Annotated in this window: 20 protein-coding genes and 1 pseudogene; 19 read left to right on the top strand and 2 right to left on the bottom strand. The window is 62.4% G+C overall.

What is annotated here, in order from left to right; all coding sequences use genetic code 11:
- The first annotated feature begins 2 nt into the window (after positions 1 to 2).
- From J3E64_RS06285 to J3E64_RS06220, 17 genes and pseudogenes are all read left to right on the top strand, one after another.
- Positions 3 to 338 carry a TrbC/VirB2 family protein gene (locus tag J3E64_RS06285; RefSeq protein WP_301287163.1) on the top strand — a complete coding sequence of 112 codons (336 nt, stop codon included), beginning with the start codon at positions 3 to 5 and terminating at the stop codon, positions 336 to 338.
- Positions 338 to 604: a VirB3 family type IV secretion system protein gene (locus J3E64_RS06280; protein WP_253341080.1), complete on the top strand. Its 267-nt coding sequence runs from the start codon at positions 338 to 340 to the stop codon at positions 602 to 604. The genes J3E64_RS06285 and J3E64_RS06280 overlap by 1 nt, the downstream gene beginning before the upstream one ends.
- Complete coding sequence (trbE, locus tag J3E64_RS06275) at positions 598 to 3,066, top strand: conjugal transfer protein TrbE (RefSeq protein ID WP_253341078.1); 2,469 nt, start codon at positions 598 to 600, stop codon at positions 3,064 to 3,066. The genes J3E64_RS06280 and trbE overlap by 7 nt, the downstream gene beginning before the upstream one ends.
- A complete protein-coding gene (trbJ, locus tag J3E64_RS06270; protein ID WP_253341068.1) occupies positions 3,063 to 3,794 on the top strand; it encodes a P-type conjugative transfer protein TrbJ in 732 nt (243 codons plus the stop codon). Before trbE ends, trbJ begins: the two co-directional genes overlap by 4 nt.
- A 39-nt stretch (positions 3,795 to 3,833) precedes the next feature.
- Complete coding sequence (gene trbL, locus J3E64_RS06265) at positions 3,834 to 5,144, top strand: P-type conjugative transfer protein TrbL (protein ID WP_253341066.1); 1,311 nt, start codon at positions 3,834 to 3,836, stop codon at positions 5,142 to 5,144.
- A 5-nt stretch (positions 5,145 to 5,149) separates the two neighbouring features.
- Entirely contained in the window at positions 5,150 to 6,001 is an 852-nt protein-coding gene (gene trbF / locus J3E64_RS06260) for a conjugal transfer protein TrbF (RefSeq protein ID WP_253341064.1), read from the top strand.
- A complete protein-coding gene (gene trbG, locus J3E64_RS06255) occupies positions 5,998 to 6,960 on the top strand; it encodes a P-type conjugative transfer protein TrbG (protein WP_253341062.1) in 963 nt (320 codons plus the stop codon). The genes trbF and trbG overlap by 4 nt, the downstream gene beginning before the upstream one ends.
- On the top strand, positions 6,960 to 8,231 hold the full coding sequence (locus tag J3E64_RS06250; protein ID WP_253341060.1) for a TrbI/VirB10 family protein: 1,272 nt from the start codon (positions 6,960 to 6,962) through the stop codon (positions 8,229 to 8,231). The genes trbG and J3E64_RS06250 overlap by 1 nt, the downstream gene beginning before the upstream one ends.
- Positions 8,232 to 8,246: 15 nt before the next feature.
- Complete coding sequence (locus J3E64_RS06245; RefSeq protein WP_253341058.1) at positions 8,247 to 8,468, top strand: DUF2274 domain-containing protein; 222 nt, start codon at positions 8,247 to 8,249, stop codon at positions 8,466 to 8,468.
- Positions 8,469 to 8,471: 3 nt separating this feature from the next.
- Positions 8,472 to 8,780: a DUF736 family protein gene (locus J3E64_RS06240; protein ID WP_253341056.1), complete on the top strand. Its 309-nt coding sequence runs from the start codon at positions 8,472 to 8,474 to the stop codon at positions 8,778 to 8,780.
- A gap of 12 nt (positions 8,781 to 8,792) precedes the next feature.
- Positions 8,793 to 8,948 (top strand): annotated as a pseudogene (locus tag J3E64_RS20815) (helix-turn-helix domain-containing protein); the annotation flags it as partial.
- 65 nt (positions 8,949 to 9,013) lie between these two features.
- The gene (locus tag J3E64_RS06235; protein WP_253341054.1) at positions 9,014 to 10,087 is read left to right on the top strand and encodes a site-specific integrase; all 1,074 of its coding nucleotides are present in this window, start codon (positions 9,014 to 9,016) and stop codon (positions 10,085 to 10,087) included.
- A 200-nt stretch (positions 10,088 to 10,287) separates the two neighbouring features.
- Positions 10,288 to 10,695 carry an integrase arm-type DNA-binding domain-containing protein gene (locus J3E64_RS20810; protein WP_367398608.1) on the top strand — a complete coding sequence of 136 codons (408 nt, stop codon included), beginning with the start codon at positions 10,288 to 10,290 and terminating at the stop codon, positions 10,693 to 10,695.
- A gap of 80 nt (positions 10,696 to 10,775) precedes the next feature.
- Positions 10,776 to 11,357, top strand: coding sequence for a transposase (locus J3E64_RS20805; protein ID WP_367398612.1), 582 nt, complete (start codon positions 10,776 to 10,778; stop codon positions 11,355 to 11,357).
- A complete protein-coding gene (locus J3E64_RS20800; protein ID WP_367398607.1) occupies positions 11,354 to 11,494 on the top strand; it encodes a hypothetical protein in 141 nt (46 codons plus the stop codon). Before J3E64_RS20805 ends, J3E64_RS20800 begins: the two co-directional genes overlap by 4 nt.
- Before the next feature lie 415 nt (positions 11,495 to 11,909).
- The gene (locus J3E64_RS06225; RefSeq protein ID WP_253341051.1) at positions 11,910 to 13,118 is read left to right on the top strand and encodes an acetyl-CoA C-acetyltransferase; all 1,209 of its coding nucleotides are present in this window, start codon (positions 11,910 to 11,912) and stop codon (positions 13,116 to 13,118) included.
- A gap of 31 nt (positions 13,119 to 13,149) precedes the next feature.
- Complete coding sequence (locus J3E64_RS06220) at positions 13,150 to 15,321, top strand: 3-hydroxyacyl-CoA dehydrogenase NAD-binding domain-containing protein (protein ID WP_253341049.1); 2,172 nt, start codon at positions 13,150 to 13,152, stop codon at positions 15,319 to 15,321.
- Positions 15,322 to 15,399: 78 nt separating this feature from the next.
- Here J3E64_RS06220 and J3E64_RS06215 read toward each other — a convergent pair whose 3' ends face one another.
- Positions 15,400 to 16,566, bottom strand: a complete 1,167-nt coding sequence (locus tag J3E64_RS06215; protein ID WP_367398606.1) for an acyl-CoA dehydrogenase family protein — start codon at positions 16,564 to 16,566, stop codon at positions 15,400 to 15,402.
- A gap of 211 nt (positions 16,567 to 16,777) precedes the next feature.
- On the opposite strand from J3E64_RS06215, the gene J3E64_RS06210 reads away from it, so the two are divergent.
- A complete protein-coding gene (locus tag J3E64_RS06210; RefSeq protein ID WP_253341039.1) occupies positions 16,778 to 17,605 on the top strand; it encodes an enoyl-CoA hydratase in 828 nt (275 codons plus the stop codon).
- 81 nt (positions 17,606 to 17,686) lie between these two features.
- On the top strand, positions 17,687 to 18,610 hold the full coding sequence (locus tag J3E64_RS06205) for a flavin reductase (protein WP_367398605.1): 924 nt from the start codon (positions 17,687 to 17,689) through the stop codon (positions 18,608 to 18,610).
- A gap of 131 nt (positions 18,611 to 18,741) precedes the next feature.
- Here J3E64_RS06205 and J3E64_RS06200 read toward each other — a convergent pair.
- A partial coding sequence (locus J3E64_RS06200) for a hypothetical protein (protein ID WP_253341035.1) occupies positions 18,742 to 18,963 on the bottom strand: 222 nt, incomplete at its 5' end.

The following is an 18,963-nucleotide window of genomic DNA, read 5'->3' as shown; positions in this document are numbered from 1 at the left end:
ATATGCACACCATCAATCCGACTACGCTTGCGCGCCTGCCGCAACGGCTCGTTCTTGCAGCAGCGGCTACATTCATGCTGCCGGTCGCGGCCTTCGCTGCCGGCTCGGGCATGCCCTGGGAAGAACCACTCCAGCAGATTCTGGAATCGGTGCAGGGGCCGGTCGCCAAGATCGTCGCGGTCATCATTATCATCATCACCGGGCTGGCACTGGCGTTCGGCGAAACGAGCGGCGGCTTCCGCAAGCTGATCCAGATCGTCTTCGGCCTGTCGATCGCATTCGCGGCTTCGAGTTTCTTCCTGTCCTTTTTCTCGTTCGGCGGCGGAGCATTGGTCTGATGAGCGCCGGTTCCATCGATGGGTTCGAGGTGCCGCTGCACCGCGCGCTCACCGAGCCGATCCTGCTCGGCGGCGCGCCACGCGGCATCGCAATTTTGAACGGCACGCTCGCCGCCGCGATGGGGCTGGGGCTTCAGCAATGGATCGCAGGTCTGTTGCTCTGGCTCGCCGGACACAGCCTCGCGGTGTTCGCGGCCAAACGCGACCCGGACTTCGCATCCGTCCTGGCGCGGCACCTCCGGCAGAAAGTCTATTTCGCATGCTGAACCTCAAGGAATATCGCGGCACGGCCGACCGGCTTGCCGATCATCTGCCATGGACCGCGATGGTTGCGCCCGGCGTGGTGCTGAACAAGGATGGAAGCTTCCAGCGTATATTGCGGTTTCGCGGTCCCGATCTTGAATCCGCGACCGAAGCCGAACTGATCTCGGTCTGTGCGCGGGCGAACAATGCGCTGCGGCGTCTGGGTTCGGGCTGGGCGCTCTTCTTCGATGCCGAGCGGATCGAGGCTCTGGGCTATCCCGACAGCGTCTTTCCCGATCCCGCTTCCTGGCTGGTGGACGAGGAACGGCGCGCGCATTTCGATGGGCGCAAGGGGCAGCATTTCGAGAGCCGCTATCATCTGACGCTGTGCTACCTGCCGCCCGCCGATCAGGTGAGCCGGGCGGAGCGAGCGCTGCTAGAACGGGAGCACGCTAGCCAAGGCCGCGACTGGCGGCAGGAACTGCGCGCCTTCATCGCCGAGACCGATCGCGTGCTCGACCTGCTTTCGGGCTTCGTGCCGGAAATCCGCGCGCTGGACGACGCCGAAACGCTGACATTCCTGCATGGATGCATATCCGCAAAGCGCCATCCGGTCGCCGTTCTGGACACGCCGATCTATCTGGACGGGTTGCTGGTCGATACGCCGCTCAGTGGCGGGATCGAGCCGATGCTGGGCGATCAGCATCTGCGCACCGTCACGGTGATGGGATTTCCGGGCGCCACGCGGCCCGGCATTCTCGATGCGCTCAACCATCAGAACTTCGCCTATCGCTGGGCGACGCGCTTCATCGCGCTCGACAAGACCGCCGCCAACAAGGCCCTGGCCCGCATCCGCCGGCAATGGTTCAACAAGCGCAAGTCGATCGCGCAGCTCATGCGCGAGGTGATGATGAACGAGCCGGTGCCGCTGACCGACAGCGATGCCGACAACAAGGTTGCCGATAGCGATCTCGCTTTGCAGGCCCTTGGCGGCGACCATGTTTCGTTCGGCTACTACACCGCCACGATCACGGTCAGCGACGAGGATCGCGCAAGGGCTGACGAAAAGGTCCGCATCGTCGAGCGGATCGTGAACGGATTGGGGTTCACCTGCATCCGCGAAAGCGTCAACGCGGTCGAAGCCTGGCTGTCGAGCCTGCCCGGCCATGTCTACGCCAATGTCCGGCAGCCGCTGATCCATACGCTGAACCTTGCGCATCTGATGCCGCTATCCTCGGTCTGGGCAGGACCGGCGCGCAATGATCATCTGGCCGGGCCTCCCTTGCTCTATGCGGAAACGTCGGGCTCCACCCCGTTCCGCCTTTCTACCCATGTCGGCGATGTCGGCCATCAGCTTATTGTCGGTCCGACCGGCGCAGGCAAATCGGTGCTGCTGGCGATGCTCGCCTTGCAGTTCCGGCGCTACCCCGGTGCCCAAGTCTATATCTTCGACAAAGGGTTCTCCGCGCGCGCTGCCGTGCTGGCGATGGGCGGTGAGCATCATGCGCTGGGCGAGAGTGACGCGCTGGCGTTCCAGCCCCTGCGCAACATCCATGATGACGGCGAGCGCACATGGACCGCCGAATGGGTTGCCTCGCTGCTGGCGCATGAAAAGGTCGATGTCATTCCGGAGGTCAAGGAGGCGCTGTGGTCGGCGCTGACCAGCCTTGCCAGCGCACCGCCCGAGGAACGCACGCTGACCGGACTATCGGTATTGCTGCAATCGAACGCGCTCAAGGCGGCCTTGCTGCCCTACACGCTGGAAGGACCGTTCGGCCGGTTGCTCGACGCCGCCGAAAACAGCCTCACGCTTTGCGACGTGCAGTGTTTCGAGACCGAAGCGCTGATGAACACCGCCGGCGTCGTTCTGCCGGTGCTGACCTACCTGTTCCACCGGCTCGAAGAGCGGTTTGACGGACGCCCGACGCTGCTCGTACTCGATGAAGCCTGGGTCTTCCTCGACAATCCGCTGTTCGCCGCCCGCATCAGGGAATGGTTGAAGGTGCTGCGCAAGAAGAACGTGTCGGTCGTATTCGCGACGCAATCGCTCGCCGATATCGCCGACAGTGCGATTGCGCCCGCCATCATCGAAAGCTGTCCGCAGCGAATCCTGCTCGCCAATGACCGGGCGATCGAACCGCAGGCGCGCGCAGCCTATGAACGCTTCGGGCTCAACGAACGCCAGATCGAGCTTGTCGCGCGAGCGACGCCCAAACGGCATTATTACCTGCAATCGCGGCGCGGCAACCGGCTGTTCGAGCTGGCGCTCGGCCCGGTCGCGCTCGCGCTGTGCGGCGCGTCCGATCCCGACACGCAGAAGCTGATCGACGAAACGCTTGCCGAGCATGGCGGACATGATTTCGCCGCCGCTTTCCTCGCCGCGCGCGGCCTGCCCTGGGCGGCCGACGTGATGGCGGAATTCCCCAGCACGCCAAGGGCCGAGCCTGACCTTTCCACCCCCGAACAGAAGGAGTTAGACCTATGAAATCCCCCATTTTCGCGGCCGCCCTAACGGCCACCGCACTCACTGGCGCGGTCATCATGCCGGTTACACCAGCTCATGCGCAGTTTGGCGGTGTCGTGTTCGATCCGTCGAACTACGCGCAGAATGTCCTGACCGCGGCGCGAACGCTGCAGCAGATCAGCAACCAGATCCAGTCGCTGCAGAACGAAGCGTCAATGCTGACCAATATGGCCAAGCACCTCCAGCGCCTCGACTTCTCCTCGCTGACCCAGCTCACCCGTTCGATGCAGCGCATCGATACGCTGATGAACCAGGCGGAGGGCATTGCCTTCGATCTCACTTCGACCGAAGCGGCATTGCGCGAACAATTCCCGGACGTGTTCGACACTGCGATGACCACCGACCAGATGCTGGCGGCGGCGCAGGCGCAGTGGCAGGCGGCGAAGCAAGGCTATCGCCAGACGATGCGCGTTCAGGCGCAGGTGGTCGAGAATGTCCAGGCCGATTCTGGTCTGCTGACCGAACTGGTCTCGCAAAGCCAGTCCGCGAACGGTAGCCTGCAGGCGCAGCAAGCGACCAACCAGCTTATCGCGCTTTCGACCAAGCAGCAGCTTCAGATCCAGCAGATGATGGCGGCGCAATACCGCGCCGATGCGATCGAACGCGCCCGCCAGCAGCAGGCAATGGACGCGGCCCGCGAACAGACCAAACGCTTCGTCGGGACGGCCACCGCCTACACGCAGCCGTAACCGACCGCGCGTCGGACATATTCGAGAAGGCGAGCCTGGATGAACCCTGATCTCAACATCATCGACCGCTTCATGGAGGCGTTCGGCAATTACATCGACAGCGGTTTCGGGCTGCTGTCGGGCGATGTCGCGTTCCTCACCACGGTCCTGATCGGCATTGACGTGACCCTGGCCGCGCTGTGGTGGGCCATGGACAACGACCAGGATGTGCTCGGCAAGCTGATCAAGAAGGTGCTCTATGTCGGCGCCTTCGCCTTCATCATCGGCAATTTTCAGCGGCTCGCCGACATCATCTATCGCAGCTTCGCCGGGCTCGGCATCACTGCCGGCGGAGGCGGCCTGTCGGCCGATGACCTCCTGCATCCCGGCGCCATCGCCGGGACCGGCTTCGAAGCCGCGCATCCAATGATCGACAAGGTGAGCGACCTGCTCGGTTTTCCCGAGATCTTCGGCAATTTCCTGATCGTCGTCGTGTTGCTGGTCGCCTGGTTCCTGGTCGTCCTGGCCTTCTTCATCCTCGCGATCCAGCTCTTCATCACCGTGCTTGAGTTCAAGCTGACGACGCTCGCCGGTTTCATCCTCGTGCCCTTCGCGCTGTGGAACAAGACCAGCTTCCTCGCCGAACGGGTGCTGGGCAATGTCGTGTCCTCGGGCATCAAGGTCATGGTGTTGGCGGTCATCATCGGCATCGGCAGCAATTTCTTCGCCGAGCTGGCCGCGCTGATCGGTCCCGATCCCGATACTTCGGATGCGATGACGCTACTGCTCGGCGCCTTGTCGCTGATGGGGCTTGGCATCTTCGGTCCCGGTATCGCATCGGGGCTTGTTTCGGGCGCACCGCAGCTTGGCGCGGGCGCCGCCGTCGGTACGGCGGCAGGGGCGGCGATTATGGCGGGCGGGGCCGGGCTGATCGGTGCGCGCGCCGCGATGGCTGCCGGATCGGGCGGCATGAAGGCGATCCGCGCCGGCACGGCGATGGGATCGGCCGCATCCACCTCCTACCGGCTCGGGCAGGCGACGTCTGGCAATTCGACGGTTGCAGCAGGCCTTGGCGGCATCGCCAGCACTGCTGGTGGTGCGGCGGCACAGGGTGCCCGCGCGATGGCCTCGCGCGTCGCAGCGCCATTCCGCGACAGCGCCGCAAGAGGCCGCGATTTTGCCATGCGCGGATCGGGCGGTGCGAGCGCCGCATCCTCAACTGCGACCGAAAGCGCAGGTACGCCGGCCTGGGCGCAGCGCCTGCGCAACGAACAGAATACCCGACACCGCCGCCACATGGCGATGCAGACCGTGCGCGAAGGCGACCGGCCCGGCAGCGGCGCCAATCCCGACCTCAGCGAAAAGGACTGATTCCCATGTTCTTCAAAAGATCCATCCAGCGATATGGGCAGACGCCCGAACCCGAGACGCCCTATCAGCGCGCCGGCCAGCTCTGGGATGAGCGTATCGGCTCGGCGCGTGTACAGGCGAGGAACTGGCGGCTCGTCGCATTCGCCTGTCTTGGGCTGACGGGCGTGCTGATCGCATCGAATGTCTGGCAGTCGATGCAGTCGCGCGTCGCGCCTTATGTGGTCGAGGTTGATCGCCTGGGTGAAGCGCGCAGCGTCGCACCGGTGATCCAGAACTACAAACCGACCGACGGGCAGGTGGCATGGCATCTGGCCCGGTTCATCTCCAATGTGCGTTCGGTCTCGACCGATCCGGTGCTGGTGAAGACCAACTGGCTCACCGCCTATGATTTCGCGACCGACCGCGCGGCGACGTTCCTCAATGAATATGCGCGTTCCAACGATCCCTTTGCCGGGATCGGCCAGCGCAGCGTGTCGGTGCAGGTGACGAGCGTCGTGCGCGCTTCGGACAACAGCTTTCAGGTCAAATGGACCGAGAGCATTTTCGAGCGCGGCAGTCTGGCGCGAACCGAACGCTGGACCGCCATGCTGACCGTGGTGATGCGGCCGCCGAAAACGGCCGATTCCTTGCGCAAGAATCCGCTCGGTCTGTTCGTCAACGCGGTCGACTGGGCGCGCGAACTCGAAGGCGCGCCGCCCACAAAGCCCGCAGATGAAACGCAGCCTCCGGCGCCGACAAGCCTTCCGCAGCCCATGATCGCTCCGGGGAGCATCGAACCACTGCCGGCTCTGTCTGCGCGTGCGAACCCCGCCGCGCCCGATGCCGAGACTTCCGATCAGAAAGGAACCAACCCATGACGCGTCTGCTGTTCGTATCAGCCTCCGCGCTGGCGCTTGCTGCCTGCGCGGGCAAGACCCCGCCGCCCGCGATCCACTATGACGCCGCCGATTTTCGTGCGGCAATTGAGGAGGCCGAACCGGCGAAGCCGGTGGAGATCGTCGAGACGCCCGTGCCGCTTCCGCTTCCCGGACAGCTTCAGCCGCCGCCATCGGTGAAGCCGGAGGCCGGTCCGCCGACCGCACGCGTCGATGCCGCGAACCGGGCGGCGACGAAAGAACCGAGCAGTTCGGGCTATATCAATGCGGTGCAGGTCTATCCCTGGACCGAAGGCGCGCTCTATCGCCTTTATGCCGCGCCCGAACGCCTCAGCGATATCGCGCTTCAGCCCGGCGAGCAGCTGGTGGCGGTTTCGGCGGGCGACACAGTGCGCTGGATTATCGGTGATACGACCAGCGGCGCGGGCGAGGGTGCCCGTGTGCATGTGCTGGTCAAACCCTTCGCACCCGGCCTTGCGACGAACATGGTCATCACGACCGACCGGCGCGCCTATCATCTCGCGCTCGAGAGCACCGATGCCACGTGGATGGCGGCGATCAGCTGGACCTATCCGCAGGACCGGCTTGTGGCGCTACGCCGTCAGAATGCCCGCACCGAACAGGCAAGGCCAGTCGCCGAGAATATCGCGCTGAGCGATCTGCACTTCCGCTACGCGATATCGGGCGACGATCCACCTTGGCGCCCGCTGCGCGCATGGGATGACGGCAAGAAGGTCTATATCGAGTTTCCCGCGCGGCTCGATCAGGGCGAGGCGCCGCCGCTCTTCGTCGTCGGGCCATTGGGCGACAACCAGCTCGTCAATTACCGGGTTAGCGGCAATCACTATATCGTCGATCGCCTCTTCGCGGCGGCCGAATTGCGGCTTGGCGAAGACCCACAGCAGGTCGTGCGTATCAGCCGGACGGACGGGAGGCAGTAATGATCGATCCCGTCGAACCCTATGCTCCCGATCCGCAAACACCGGAAACGCCGCGCAAGGCTGCCCCCGATACGCTGAAGCTTCGAGCTGCACCGCGCCGCGTCGTGCGCTTTCGTCGCGGCGTCATTATCGGCGGCGCGGCGGCGAGTGCGCTCGCCATTGCCGGCGTGGCCTGGATGGCGCTCGGGCCGAAGACGGTCGGAATCGTCAGCGGCGATGACGGCAAGGCGATCACCGAACGCCATACGCCCGCCGATGAGGTGATGAATCTTCCTGGCGACTACAGCAAGGTGACGCCCGATACGCCGATCCTGGGCGCGCCCTTGCCGGGCGATCTGGGCGGACCGATCCTCGAACGCCAGCGCGAGCTTGGCCTCGAACCGGGAAGTACTTCAGGCATGACGCCAGCAGAGCAGGCGGCCGAAGCCGAGCGCCAGCGCATCGCCGCACAGGCGAGGCAGGCGCGCGAAGCAGGCGTGATGATCCGGTCCGCGGGCGGCTCGCCGGCGGCCTCGATTGCGTCGGCATTGGGGAGTGCGCCCATACCGTCAGTGCCGGGCGCGGACGAAACCGAACGATCGGACGGCGACCGCTTGGCCCTCGATCCGGGCCGCGATCAGAACAACCAGCAGCGCAAACTCGATTTTCTCGGCCAGCAGATTGCTGGCGGCGTGACGAACGCCCATCCGCTCCAGACCCCGACTTCGCCCTATGAGGTGATGGCTGGCAGCGTCATCGCCGCCAGCCTGCTCACAGGCCTCAATTCCGATCTGCCCGGTATGGTCGTGGCGCAAGTGACCGAGAATGTGTTCGATACCGTGACCGGCCGGACCTTGCTGATCCCGCAAGGCGCGCGCCTGATCGGCAGTTACGACAGCGTAGTCGCTTTCGGCCAGCGTCGCGCGCTGCTTGTCTGGCAGCGTATCATCCTGCCCGATGGCTCTTCGATCCGGATCGACAATCTGCCCGCCACCGATGCCGCCGGTTATGCCGGCCTCGAGGACGAGGTCGACTTCCATAGCTGGCAATTGCTCAAGGGCGTCGGCCTTTCGACCCTGCTTGGCGTCGGCACCGAATTGTCGATCGGCGACGACGCAAGCGATCTCGTGCGCGCCATTCGCCAATCGTCCCAGCAGTCCGCCGCCCAGGCCGGCCAACCGATCGTGTCCAAGAACCTCAACATCCAGCCCACCATTACCGTCCGTCCCGGATGGCCGCTGCGCGTCCTCGTTCACAAGGATCTGACGCTCCGGCCCTGGGGCGGGCGCTAAGAAAGGAGACGTGCCTTGCTCAAGCTCGACAAGCTGCCCGACCGCACGCCGGTCAAGATTTCCATCACGGTGATGCCCGATCTCGCTCACACGCTCGCCGACTACGCCGCGATCTACGCCCGAACCTATGGCGAGAAGGCGGAAGTCGCTGATCTCATACCCGCCATGCTCGAAAGTTTCCTCGCCAGCGATCGTGCCTTTGCGAAGGCGCGCAAGGAACAGGCGGGGGAGGGCTAGGCCATGTCCGTCATCGGTATCTTCAAGCCCTCGAAGGAAGGAGGCTGGGAAGGCAATCTTCGCACGCTTGGCATCAACGAGCGGCTGCGGCTCGTGCCCAATGACGACCGTTCCTCCGACAACGCGCCGGCCTTTCGCGTCATGCTCGGTCGCCAGCGGATCGGCGATGCCTGGGAGGCCTGCACGCAGGACGAGAAGGAGCGCGACTATCTGCGGCTGCGTCTCGACGATCCGAGCTTTGCGCGCCCGCTGACCGCTGCACTGTTTCCCGACGATGACGGCGCATCGGCACGGCTGATGTGGCGCCGCTGACGGGGCCGAGCTATGAGCCAGGCGAGCGAGCATATCCTGACCGTTGTCGAAGCCGCCCGGCTGCTCAAGGTTCATCCCAACACGGTGCGCAATCTCATCAAGGCGGGCACCATCCCGGCCGCGCGTGTCGGGCGCCAATGGCGCTTCGTGGAGGCCGAGCTTGTCGCCTGGATTCGCTCCGGCTATCCTGATGCCGCACGGACGCAGCCGGGTGCCTCACGAAAGGAGGCAATATGGCACTCTGGAAACGTGCATCGAAATACTATGTCGAGTTCACAGCACCGGACGGAACGAGAGTTAGACGCTCTACTGGAACGTCCGACAGGCGGAAGGCCGAGGAATATCACGACCGGTTGAAAGCCGAGCTGTGGGAAGCGAGCCGACTGAAGAAGAAGCCGAAGCGGACCTGGGACGAAGCGGCTTTGCGGTGGCTGAAGGAGAAGGCGCACAAGAAGTCCCGCAGGGACGATGTGCAACGTATCCGCTGGTTCACCACCCATCTTCGCGGCAAGCGGCTCGACGAGGTGAGCCGGGACATGATCGACCGGTTGCTGACGACCCGCTTGCCCAAGGCGACGGACGCCACGCGGAACCGATATATGGCGCTCATTCGCGCCATCTTCCGCAAGGCCCAGCGCGAATGGGAGTGGATCGACCAGATACCGGCGTTCAAGGCCTATGGCGAGGGCAGCAAGATTCGGGTGCGGCATCTAACGCACGAACAGGCCGAAGCCCTGCTGGAAGCCTTGCCCGATCACCAGCGTGAAGTGGTGCTTTTCGCCCTGACGACGGGGCTGCGGCAGGGCAACATTCTCGGTCTGACATGGGACAGGGTCGATATGGCCCGCCGCATGGCCACGATCGGGCATGGCGATACGAAGAACGGCAGCGCGCTCGGCGTTCCGCTCAACGAGATCGCGCTGGCCGTGCTGCAACGCCAATGGGGCAAGCATCCGACCCATGTGTTCACCTATCGGGGCAATCCGCTCCGTTCGGCGAACACGCGCAAATGGCGTGCGGCGTTGAAGGCTTGCGGGATCGAGGATTTCCGCTGGCACGATCTGCGGCACACATGGGCGAGCTGGCTGCGGCAGAATGACGTGCCCACCTGGGTGCTTCAGGAGCTGGGGGGCTGGAAGTCGGAATCGATGGTGCGGCGCTATGCCCACATGTCGGTGAAGCACTTGCAGCCCTATTCCGACCTGCTGATTAACGTGCCCCAACTGGAAAGCACGGTAATCCGGGAAACGGAACGGCACAAAACCACCCCCAGTGGCCCCTATGGGCACCTGCGTGTGGTCAAGTAAGTGACTGAAAAGATTGGTGGACGCACTAGGGCTCGAACCTAGGACCCGCTGATTAAGAGATCCGGAATCGGCGGAAGACCTTAGGAAATCAGGGTCAATATTGGTTCGCGGGGCTAGGTTTTCGCGACATCTAAGTCAACCTGAGCCGCTCAGAGAGGGCGCGTTTCCGGTGCTCAGGCCGGTGCTTTTCGGAGACCTAGATGGCCGTCATCAACCTCACCGAGGCTCGCATCCGCGAGCTCCCCCTTGGTTCTGGTATCCACCGCGACGAGCAGGTGAAAGGGCTGATGGTGATCTGCCACCAAGCATCTCGCACCTACGCCGTCCAAGGAGACGTTAGGCGGAACGGACGCCACATCCGCACCGTACGGATGAAGATAGACCGTTGCGACCGGATCGGTCTCCGCGAGGCCCGCAATCGGGCTAAGGCGCTGATGAGCCAAATTCAGTCGGGTGTCGATCCGACCGCAGGACCGGACGAGAGTGGCATCACCCGGAGCAGGCGCTGGACGCCCACCTGTCAGAGCGAACCTACAGTCCGCGCACGAGCGACGGCTATAAGTACCACCTCGACCGCTACCTTGCGAAGTTTCGGAAGCACGCGGTGATCGACATCACCCGGCAGGAAGTCCGAGAGCTCTACGACACGCTGAAGCGGAAGCACGGGCAGACGACGGCCGGGAGCGTCATGCGCACCCTCCGAGCGACCGTGAACACTGCTATGAGGATCTCGACTAGCGGGCTGGGGCTGGGTGCTTTGCCCGATCAATCAACGAAGGCGCGCTCAATCACGAAATGGCCCGGCTTGGAATTGGAGCCGTCCTCAAGAGACCTGTGCGCGGGTGGGTGTAGACACGGGCGTTGGTTGCTGATTCTATGGGCTTTCCGAAGAGGAGAGCGAGACGTGGCGTATCGTTCGATAGGTCAGGAGCGGTTCGGTTTCGCAGGTCGCACGCGGTCTGGTTCTTCGCTCGACGAGTTGGCAACGCTGATTGATTGGCAGCCGGTCGCGGCTCTCCTCGATCTGATGTATTCGGCCGCAAAGGGGGAGCCCGCCTGGCCGCCGTTGGCGATATTCAAGGCGCTGTTGCTGTCGATCTGGTACGATCTGTCGGACATGAAGTTGGCCGACGCGCTTGATGATCGCACGTCGTTTCGCCGTTTCTGCGGCTTCTCCAGCACCGAGCGACGCCGGAGCGCACAGCCTTCGTGCGCTTCCGCAAGGTGTTGGTCGCCGACGGACTCGACAGCAGCCTCTTCGAGGCTGTGACGGCCCAACTCAAGGCGAAGGCGGTCACGATCAAGACTGGGACGCTGGTCGACGCCACCATCATTACCTCGGCCAGCGAGCAGGATGATGACAGCCGCTGGGTCAAGCACAAGGGTAGCGGGATAGAGGCGCCTTAGACCGTTGACGGTCTCGAACAATTGGCCATCCTCGATCAGCGTGGAGATTCGACCCTGAGTGCGGAAGCTGTCACGAGTGACTGTCGGCACATAGTGCAGCCGCAGCAGCGCCTGGTCTTGCACCAGAGGATCGCCAGCGAGGTGGCTCTCGAGCTCGTCGCGACAGGCAAGATTGCTCACCTCGCGCACCGAATGGACGACGATCACCTGCCCCAACCGTTCCCGTTGTCCAGGATCAGGGCAACGGCGCCCGTCCGAGCCACGTTCGCTGGAATTCTCCCGTCGTGCGACCGCCTCGCGCCACCGTCTGAGCCATAGAGCGGGCATGGACACGCGAACGGCAAAATCACTTCGTTGGCGGTTGCAATAACAATCGATCAAATGCTAGGTAAAAAAACTTTGGGAGATTCCTTTGATGACGCGAAAGGCCTTTGTTTACGATGCGGTGCGCAGTCCGCGCGGCCGAGGAAAGCCAGACGGAGGCCTTCACTCCGTCACATCTGTGTCGCTGGCCGCGCAGATGCTGGAAGCTGTGCGAGACCGGAACGACTTGGATACTGCGCTGGTGGACGATGTGGTTTTCGGCTGTGTGGACGCCGTCGGGGAGCAGGGCGGTGTTATCACTCGGACTGCCGTCCTGCGCGCGGGATACGATTCCGGGGTCGCAGGCGTTCAGGTGAATCGCTTCTGCGGCTCGGGGCTGGAGGCGTGCAGTATCGCTGCAGCAAAGGTTGTGTCCGGGGAAGCCGAATTGGCCATCGGCGGCGGTGTGGCATCCATGAGCCGCGTTCCGATGGGAATTGAAGGTGGCGCGATCGCCACCGATCCGACGTCGATGTTCGACAATTATACCCTGCCTCAGGGCGTAGCCGCTGATTTGCTTGCGACCTTGGATGGCCGGTCCCGTGAGGACGTGGACTCCTATGCAGCTGAAAGCCAGCGTCGCGCGGCCAATGCGTGGAAGGATGGTCGTTTCGCGCGCTCGATCGTGCCGGTGAAGGATGACGTCGGGATGATCGCGCTCGATCATGACGAGCACGTACGTGGCGATACCACCGTCGAGACGCTGGCGAAACTCAAGCCTTCCTTTGCGCAGATAGGTGAAATGCTCTTCGATGGCGTGGCTCGCCAGCGTTATCCGCAAATCGACAGGATCAGCCACATCCATCATCCGGGCAATTCGGCCGGGATCGTCGATGGTGCTGCCGCTGTGCTGATCGGGAGCGCAGAAGCGGGCGAGCGTGCGGGATTGAAGCCCAGAGGCATTCTCAGGGGTGCCGCATCAATCGGGTCGGAGCCGGCACTCATGCTGTCCGGGCCGGCCGCGGTCGTTGAAAAGCTGCTGCGTGCCCAGCGCCTCGCTCCCTCGGACATCGACATTTTTGAACTGAACGAGGCGTTCGCTGCGGTTGTGCTGCGCATGATGTCGGCGCTCAATATTCCGCACGAGAAGATGAACGTGAACGGCGGTGCCATCGCAATGGGCCACCCCCTTGGAGCTACCGGGGCCATGCTCGTGGGTACGGTGCTCGACGAGCTTGAGCGGACCGGAAAGGAATTTGGCGTCGTGGCGCTGTGCGTCGGCGCCGGCATGGGCACAGCGGCGCTTGTTCAGCGCGTTTGACTATCACATCTCCGAAAATAGGGCAGATAAGATGAACAATTGGCGCGTTGAGGTAGATGGTGAGGGCGTCGCTCTTGTCACTTTCGATATGGCTGGAAGGAAGGTCAACACCTTGAATGCCGAGGTGATTTCCGAATTTACTTCCATTGTTGAGCGAATCCGGTCGGATGATGCAATCAAAGGCGTGGTCATTGCTTCGGCAAAGGCCGGTTCGTTCTGCGCAGGCGGGGATCTGGGCGACATAGAAAGCTTCGCCGGCCCTGGTGAGCCAGGCAAGGAGGCTGAAACGCTGGCCCATGACATCGAGCGCATGACGAAGGATTTAACGCTCTTCCGTGGGCTTGAGACTTCCGGAAAGCCGGTGGCGTGTGCGATCGAGGGCACGACCCTGGGCGGCGGCGCAGAACTGGCCATGGCTTGCCACTACAGGGTGGCGGCCGATAACGAGCACGTTGTCCTGGGCTTGCCGGAAGGGGGCCTAGGCTTGCTACCGGGCGGGGGTGGAACCCAGCGTCTGCCGCGCCTTGTGGGGATACGCGAATCCCTGCCCATCCTGCTCGACGGAGCAACGAAGACCGCAGCGGAAGCGTTGGCGATCGGTCTGATCAATGAGATCGTTCCAACCGGCCAGACGGTCGATCGGGCGCGCGCGTGGGTTCTGTCTTCCCCCGAGGCGGTGCAGCCATGGGACAAGCCCAAGTTTCAGGTTCCGGGTGGTGGCCCGTACGTGCAGGCCAATAGCGAAGCAATTGCAATGCACACGGCCTTGTCGCGCGTGAAGTTCTACGACAATTACCCCGCGCAGCGTCATATTCTCGCGGCACTTTATGAGGGCATTCAGGTGCCCATCGATGCCGGCCTGCGGATCGAAATGCACGAGTTCATCAAGACCGTCCGTACACCTCAGGCCCTCGCGATGATCCGCACGCTGTTTCTTTCCCCGCGCGAGATCAAGAGCGGTGTTAATCGTCCCGCAGGCCATCCAGTCCGGACTTTCAAAAAGGCAGCAGTGCTGGGCGCGGGGCTCATGGGCGCCGGAATTGCCTGCGTGCAGGCGAAGATGGGCATCGAAACCGTTCTGATAGACAGGACGCCGGAAGCAGCGGATCGCGGCAAGGCCTACACCGCCAAGTATCTCGGCAAGCAGGTGTCGCGCGGCCGCATGACCCAGGAAAAAGCCGACGTCATACTCGCACGCATTCTACCGACCACCGACTACGCCGATGTCCAAGGGTCCGATATCGTGATCGAGGCGGTGTTTGAGGATCGCGACGTGAAAGCGGATGTCACCCGGCTGGCCGAAGCCCAGCTCGGCGAAGATGCCATCATGGCGACGAACACCTCGACGCTTCCTATCACGGGACTGGCGACAGCATCGGTCCGTCCCGAGAACTTCATCGGCCTTCACTTCTTCTCCCCGGTCGAGCGCATGGACCTCGTCGAAATTATCAGGGGCGAGCGAACGTCGGATGCCGCGCTCGCAGCGGCCTATGATTACATCGCGGCCATTCGCAAGACTCCGATTTCCGTTAAGGATTCGCGAGGGTTTTACACATCTCGCACGATCACCCGCTACCTCGACGAACCGTGTGAGATGCTCATCGAAGGCATCGCGCCAACGATCATCGAGAATATCGGGTTGATGACTGGCATGCCAGTCGGACCGCTTTCCCTGCCGGACGCGATCGGGTTGGAACTGTCCTATCATGTGGCAGCCCAGACCAAACGCGACCTCGGCGATGCGTACCAGGAAACCGCGTCCGACACGGTTCTCGACTTTCTTGTCGCGAAGCACGGCCGACACGGACGGCGCAATGGCAAGGGTTTCTATGACTACTCGGATGACGGGAAGGTCAAGACGCTCTGGTCGGGCCTGTCCGAACTGGCGGAACCTGTCATGACTGACGCGTTCAGCGATGACGTGAAGACTGAGCTTAAGAAACGCATCCTGTACCGGATGACGTTGGAAGCTGCCAGGTGCATGGAGGAGGGCGTCATCTCCGATCCGCGCGAAGCGGACGTCGGTGCGGTCCTCGGCTTTGGTTTCCCAAGGTGGACCGGGGGTCCGATCTCCCTGATCGAGCAGGTCGGCGTCGCAAAGTTCGTGAAAGAATGCGATGCTCTCGCTGATCGTCACGGCGAACGCTTCCGTCCGGGCCAGATGCTGCGCACCATGGCCGCGGATGGGCGGACCTTCTACTGAAATCACGGGCACAGTGGCTAGGCCATGATTGTCTCAGGCGAGACGATCATGGCCTTGAGCGTTAATGGGCGGCCGTGTTTATAACGAACGCGCAATCAGCATTTTCATGATTTCATTTGTCCCGCCAAATATTCGGGATATCCGCGCATCCCGATAGAGGCGGGCGATGGGATATTCATTCATGTAACCATAGCCGCCAAAGAGCTGAACGCATTCGTCGATCACCTTGCCCTGCGCTTCGGTGGCCCAGTATTTAGCCATCGCGGCGGTATCCGCATCGAGCTTACCATCGAGCAGGAGACCCATGCAGTGATTGCAAAATACCTTGGCGATAACCGCAGTGGTTTTGCATTCCGCCAGCTTGAACTGGGTATTTTGGAACTCGATCAGTTTCTGTCCGAACACTTGCCGCTCTTTGACATAGGGGATGGTTTCCTCGAGCGCACGCTCCATGGCTGCAACGGCCTGCCATGCAATCGTGAGCCGTTCCTTGGCCAGCTCGGCACTGAGCTGACGAAAACCCTGGCCCTCCACCAGACCCAGCAGGTTGGTAGTCGGAACCCTGACATCGTCAAAGAAGAGTTCCGATGTGTCTTGAGCTTCGCAGCCAACCTTGTCGAGATTGCGGCCCCGGCGAAACCCCTCCGCCCGGTCGGTTTCCACCATCAGGAGCGAGATGCCCCGAGCGCCGGCGGCGGGATCGGTCTTGGCGACGACGCAGATCAAGTTGGCAAGCTGGCCGTTGGAGATAAATGTCTTCGCGCCGTTGATGACATAGTCATTGCCCTCCCGGCGCGCGCTTGTCGTAACGGCCGCAAGATCCGATCCAGTGCCAGGCTCGGTCATGGCGATAGCGGCGATCATTTCGCCCGACGCCATTCGCGGCAGCCAGTGCGCTTTCTGCTCCTCCGTCCCGTACGCAAGGATATAGGGTGCCACGATATTGTTGTGGAGAGTCACGGCGAAGCCTTCGGCGCCGAGGCGGATTGCGGCCGTCGACAGAATGGTCTCGTGTCGGTAATCTCCCCCGCCGCCGCCATATTCCGGCGGCATCGACGCGCATAGCAGACCGTCCCTGGCAGCTTGCTCCCAAAGTCCCCGATCGACCTGTCCCTGCTCGCGCCATTTCACGCAATGCTCCGGGGTTGCGTATTTCCGGTAGAATTTGTCGACGGTGTCGGCAAAGAGCAGGATATCCTCGTCCTGCATGAACGCCGGTGGTGCAACGCCCAGGATGTCCATCATTCTGCCTCTCCCAGTAGGCGACCGACGGCGCCTCCGAAAACCCTCTCACTCCAATCGCCGCAATCGCCAACGATGTCTAGCTAGTGTTTGATCGAAAACGCGACGGGGAATTAGACGTCAGCCGGCTGATTTATGCTGAGCGTTCGTGCGTGTTGCTCCGCTCCGGTGTAGGTTGGGATGAATCGAATTAGCAGCGGAGTCAGCAGGCACGATGAAGTCACCTATTCTCTCCAGTCTGGACGAAGGCATTTTGACCCTCCAGCTGAACAATCCTGAGGTTCGCAACGCACTCAGCCAGCCCATGGGGGTGCAGCTGCAGCGGGAACTGCGCGACGCAGCCAACGATCCCGGTGTGCGGGTGGTCGTGCTCACCGGAGTGGGCGAGGCCTTTTGCGCGGGTGCTGATGTCAGCAAGCTTGGCGTGCTCGACCCCGATGACAAGGTTTCCGCAAAATGGGCCGGCCACCCTATCATGAGCGGGATAGAACAGCGCAGCCTGCGCATCAAGGGCAATGGGGAGGTAGCCACGTTGCTGCACACCATGGGCAAGCCAACTATCGCCATGGTGCGTGGACCCGCCGCCGGCGCGGGCTTGTCGATGGCGGTCGCGTGCGATTTCCGCTTCGCTTCGCCAACCGCCACATTTACCTCGGCCTTCAGCCGCATCGGCGCATCTGGCGACCTCGGCTGTGCCTACTATCTCCAGCAACTGGTCGGACCGACAAAGGCGCGGGAGATATTGATGCTGTCCGACAAAATCGATGCGGACGAGGCGTTGCGGATCGGCCTTGTCAGCAAGGTTATTGCCGATGACGAACTGGAAACCGGGACGATGGCGTTCGCACGCCGCCTGGCCGATGGTCCGCCAATCGCATTGCGCTACATAAAGGCCAATCTCGTTGCCGCTGAGGACTTCAACATGGACGCCTATCTCGATCAGGAAGCGCGCAATATCATGCGATGCTTTCAGACCGAAGACTCCAAGGAAGCGATCCAGGCCTTCAAGGAAAGGCGCGCGCCGGTATTCAAGGGAATTTGAGGCGCAACGGGGCGGGCGGAGAAGTGCGGGAGCGCGAGGCAACTGATCAGTGCTCCTGGCCTCACGGCGCCAAAGGTTTTGATGAAAGGAACGAACATGGATGCAGCTGACTTTCGCGCGGCTTTGGGATCGTTCGCGACTGGGGTGACAATCGTTACCACGAGGGCGCCAGACGGGTCGGACGTAGGGATGACGGCAAACAGCTTCAATTCCGTGTCGCTGGACCCTCCGATGGTGTTGTGGAGCATCAGCAAGACCGCGCTCAGTCAGTCGGTATTTGCTGCTGCCGAGCATTTCGCTGTCCATATCCTCGCGTCAGACCAGGAGGACTTGTCGAACCGCTTTGCTCGCCGGGGAGAAAACAAGTTCGCGGACCTCGCGCTGGGACGCGGTCCAGGCAATACCCCGTTGCTCAATGGCTGCGCGGCGCGCTTCAAATGCCGGACTGCATACCGCTATGAAGGCGGCGATCACGATATCATCGTGGGTGAAGTGCTGGAGTTCGACCATTTCGATCGAAAACCGCTTTTGTTTCATCGCGGCAAATACTCGGCGCTTGCCGCAGGCATGGCCGGTGCAGAATTCGCCGACTCGTCGTTCGCTTTCCTGCTGGCCCGTGCGCACTATGCGGTTTTCAGGGACGTCCATATGGAGTTGAAGCGGATAGATATCAGTCTCGACCAGTATTTTGCGCTGGCGGCCCTCGGCGCCAGACCGATGACAGCGCAAGAGATTCAAGGGCATGGCGCCTACTACGACCGGTCGTTCGAACCATCGGACGTCGAAAAGCTGATTGAGAAGGGCCTTGTGGAACGTCAAGCCGATGGTCCGGCGGGGAACCTTGCACTGACTGCACCGGGGCGCCAGACGATGGTCCGACTTCTTGCAATCGGCAAGGACTCGGAGGCGACGGTATTGGGGCAGTTCGAACCTTGGGAAGGGCAGTGGCTCAAAAGTGCGCTGGACCGCATCGGTAGCAAAATGCCGGGCATATTGACTCGATGATGGGCTCGAAGAATCCCGGGTTTCCAGAGGCTCCTGCCTGTGACAAGGAATGGAGATCTGGCTAAGGGGACCAAGTCTTCGCCTGAGCGTCGGGACAGCGCAGCGTTTATGGCCAATAAGCATCGAGGCTATTACCTATCGAGCGGGCGGCGGTGACATGGATCGTCGAGCAGGTCGGCTGCACCTCCGACACAGTGCGCGGGTGACCGGTATGGTGAATAGCCCCTGGATTTCTGGACGCCTTCGATCCTAATTTTGAGGACATTAGGCGCGCAACCTGGCGCCACTTCTCGGCCGAGGACAAAATCCGGATCGTGCTGGATGGCCTGCGCGGCGAAGACAGCATTGCCGAG

The sequence above is a fragment of the Sphingobium sp. OAS761 genome (assembly GCF_024168485.1).
GTDB lineage: Bacteria > Pseudomonadota > Alphaproteobacteria > Sphingomonadales > Sphingomonadaceae > Sphingobium.
Note: the sequence above shows the minus strand (reverse complement) of the source record. Positions and strands in the feature narration are given on the sequence as shown.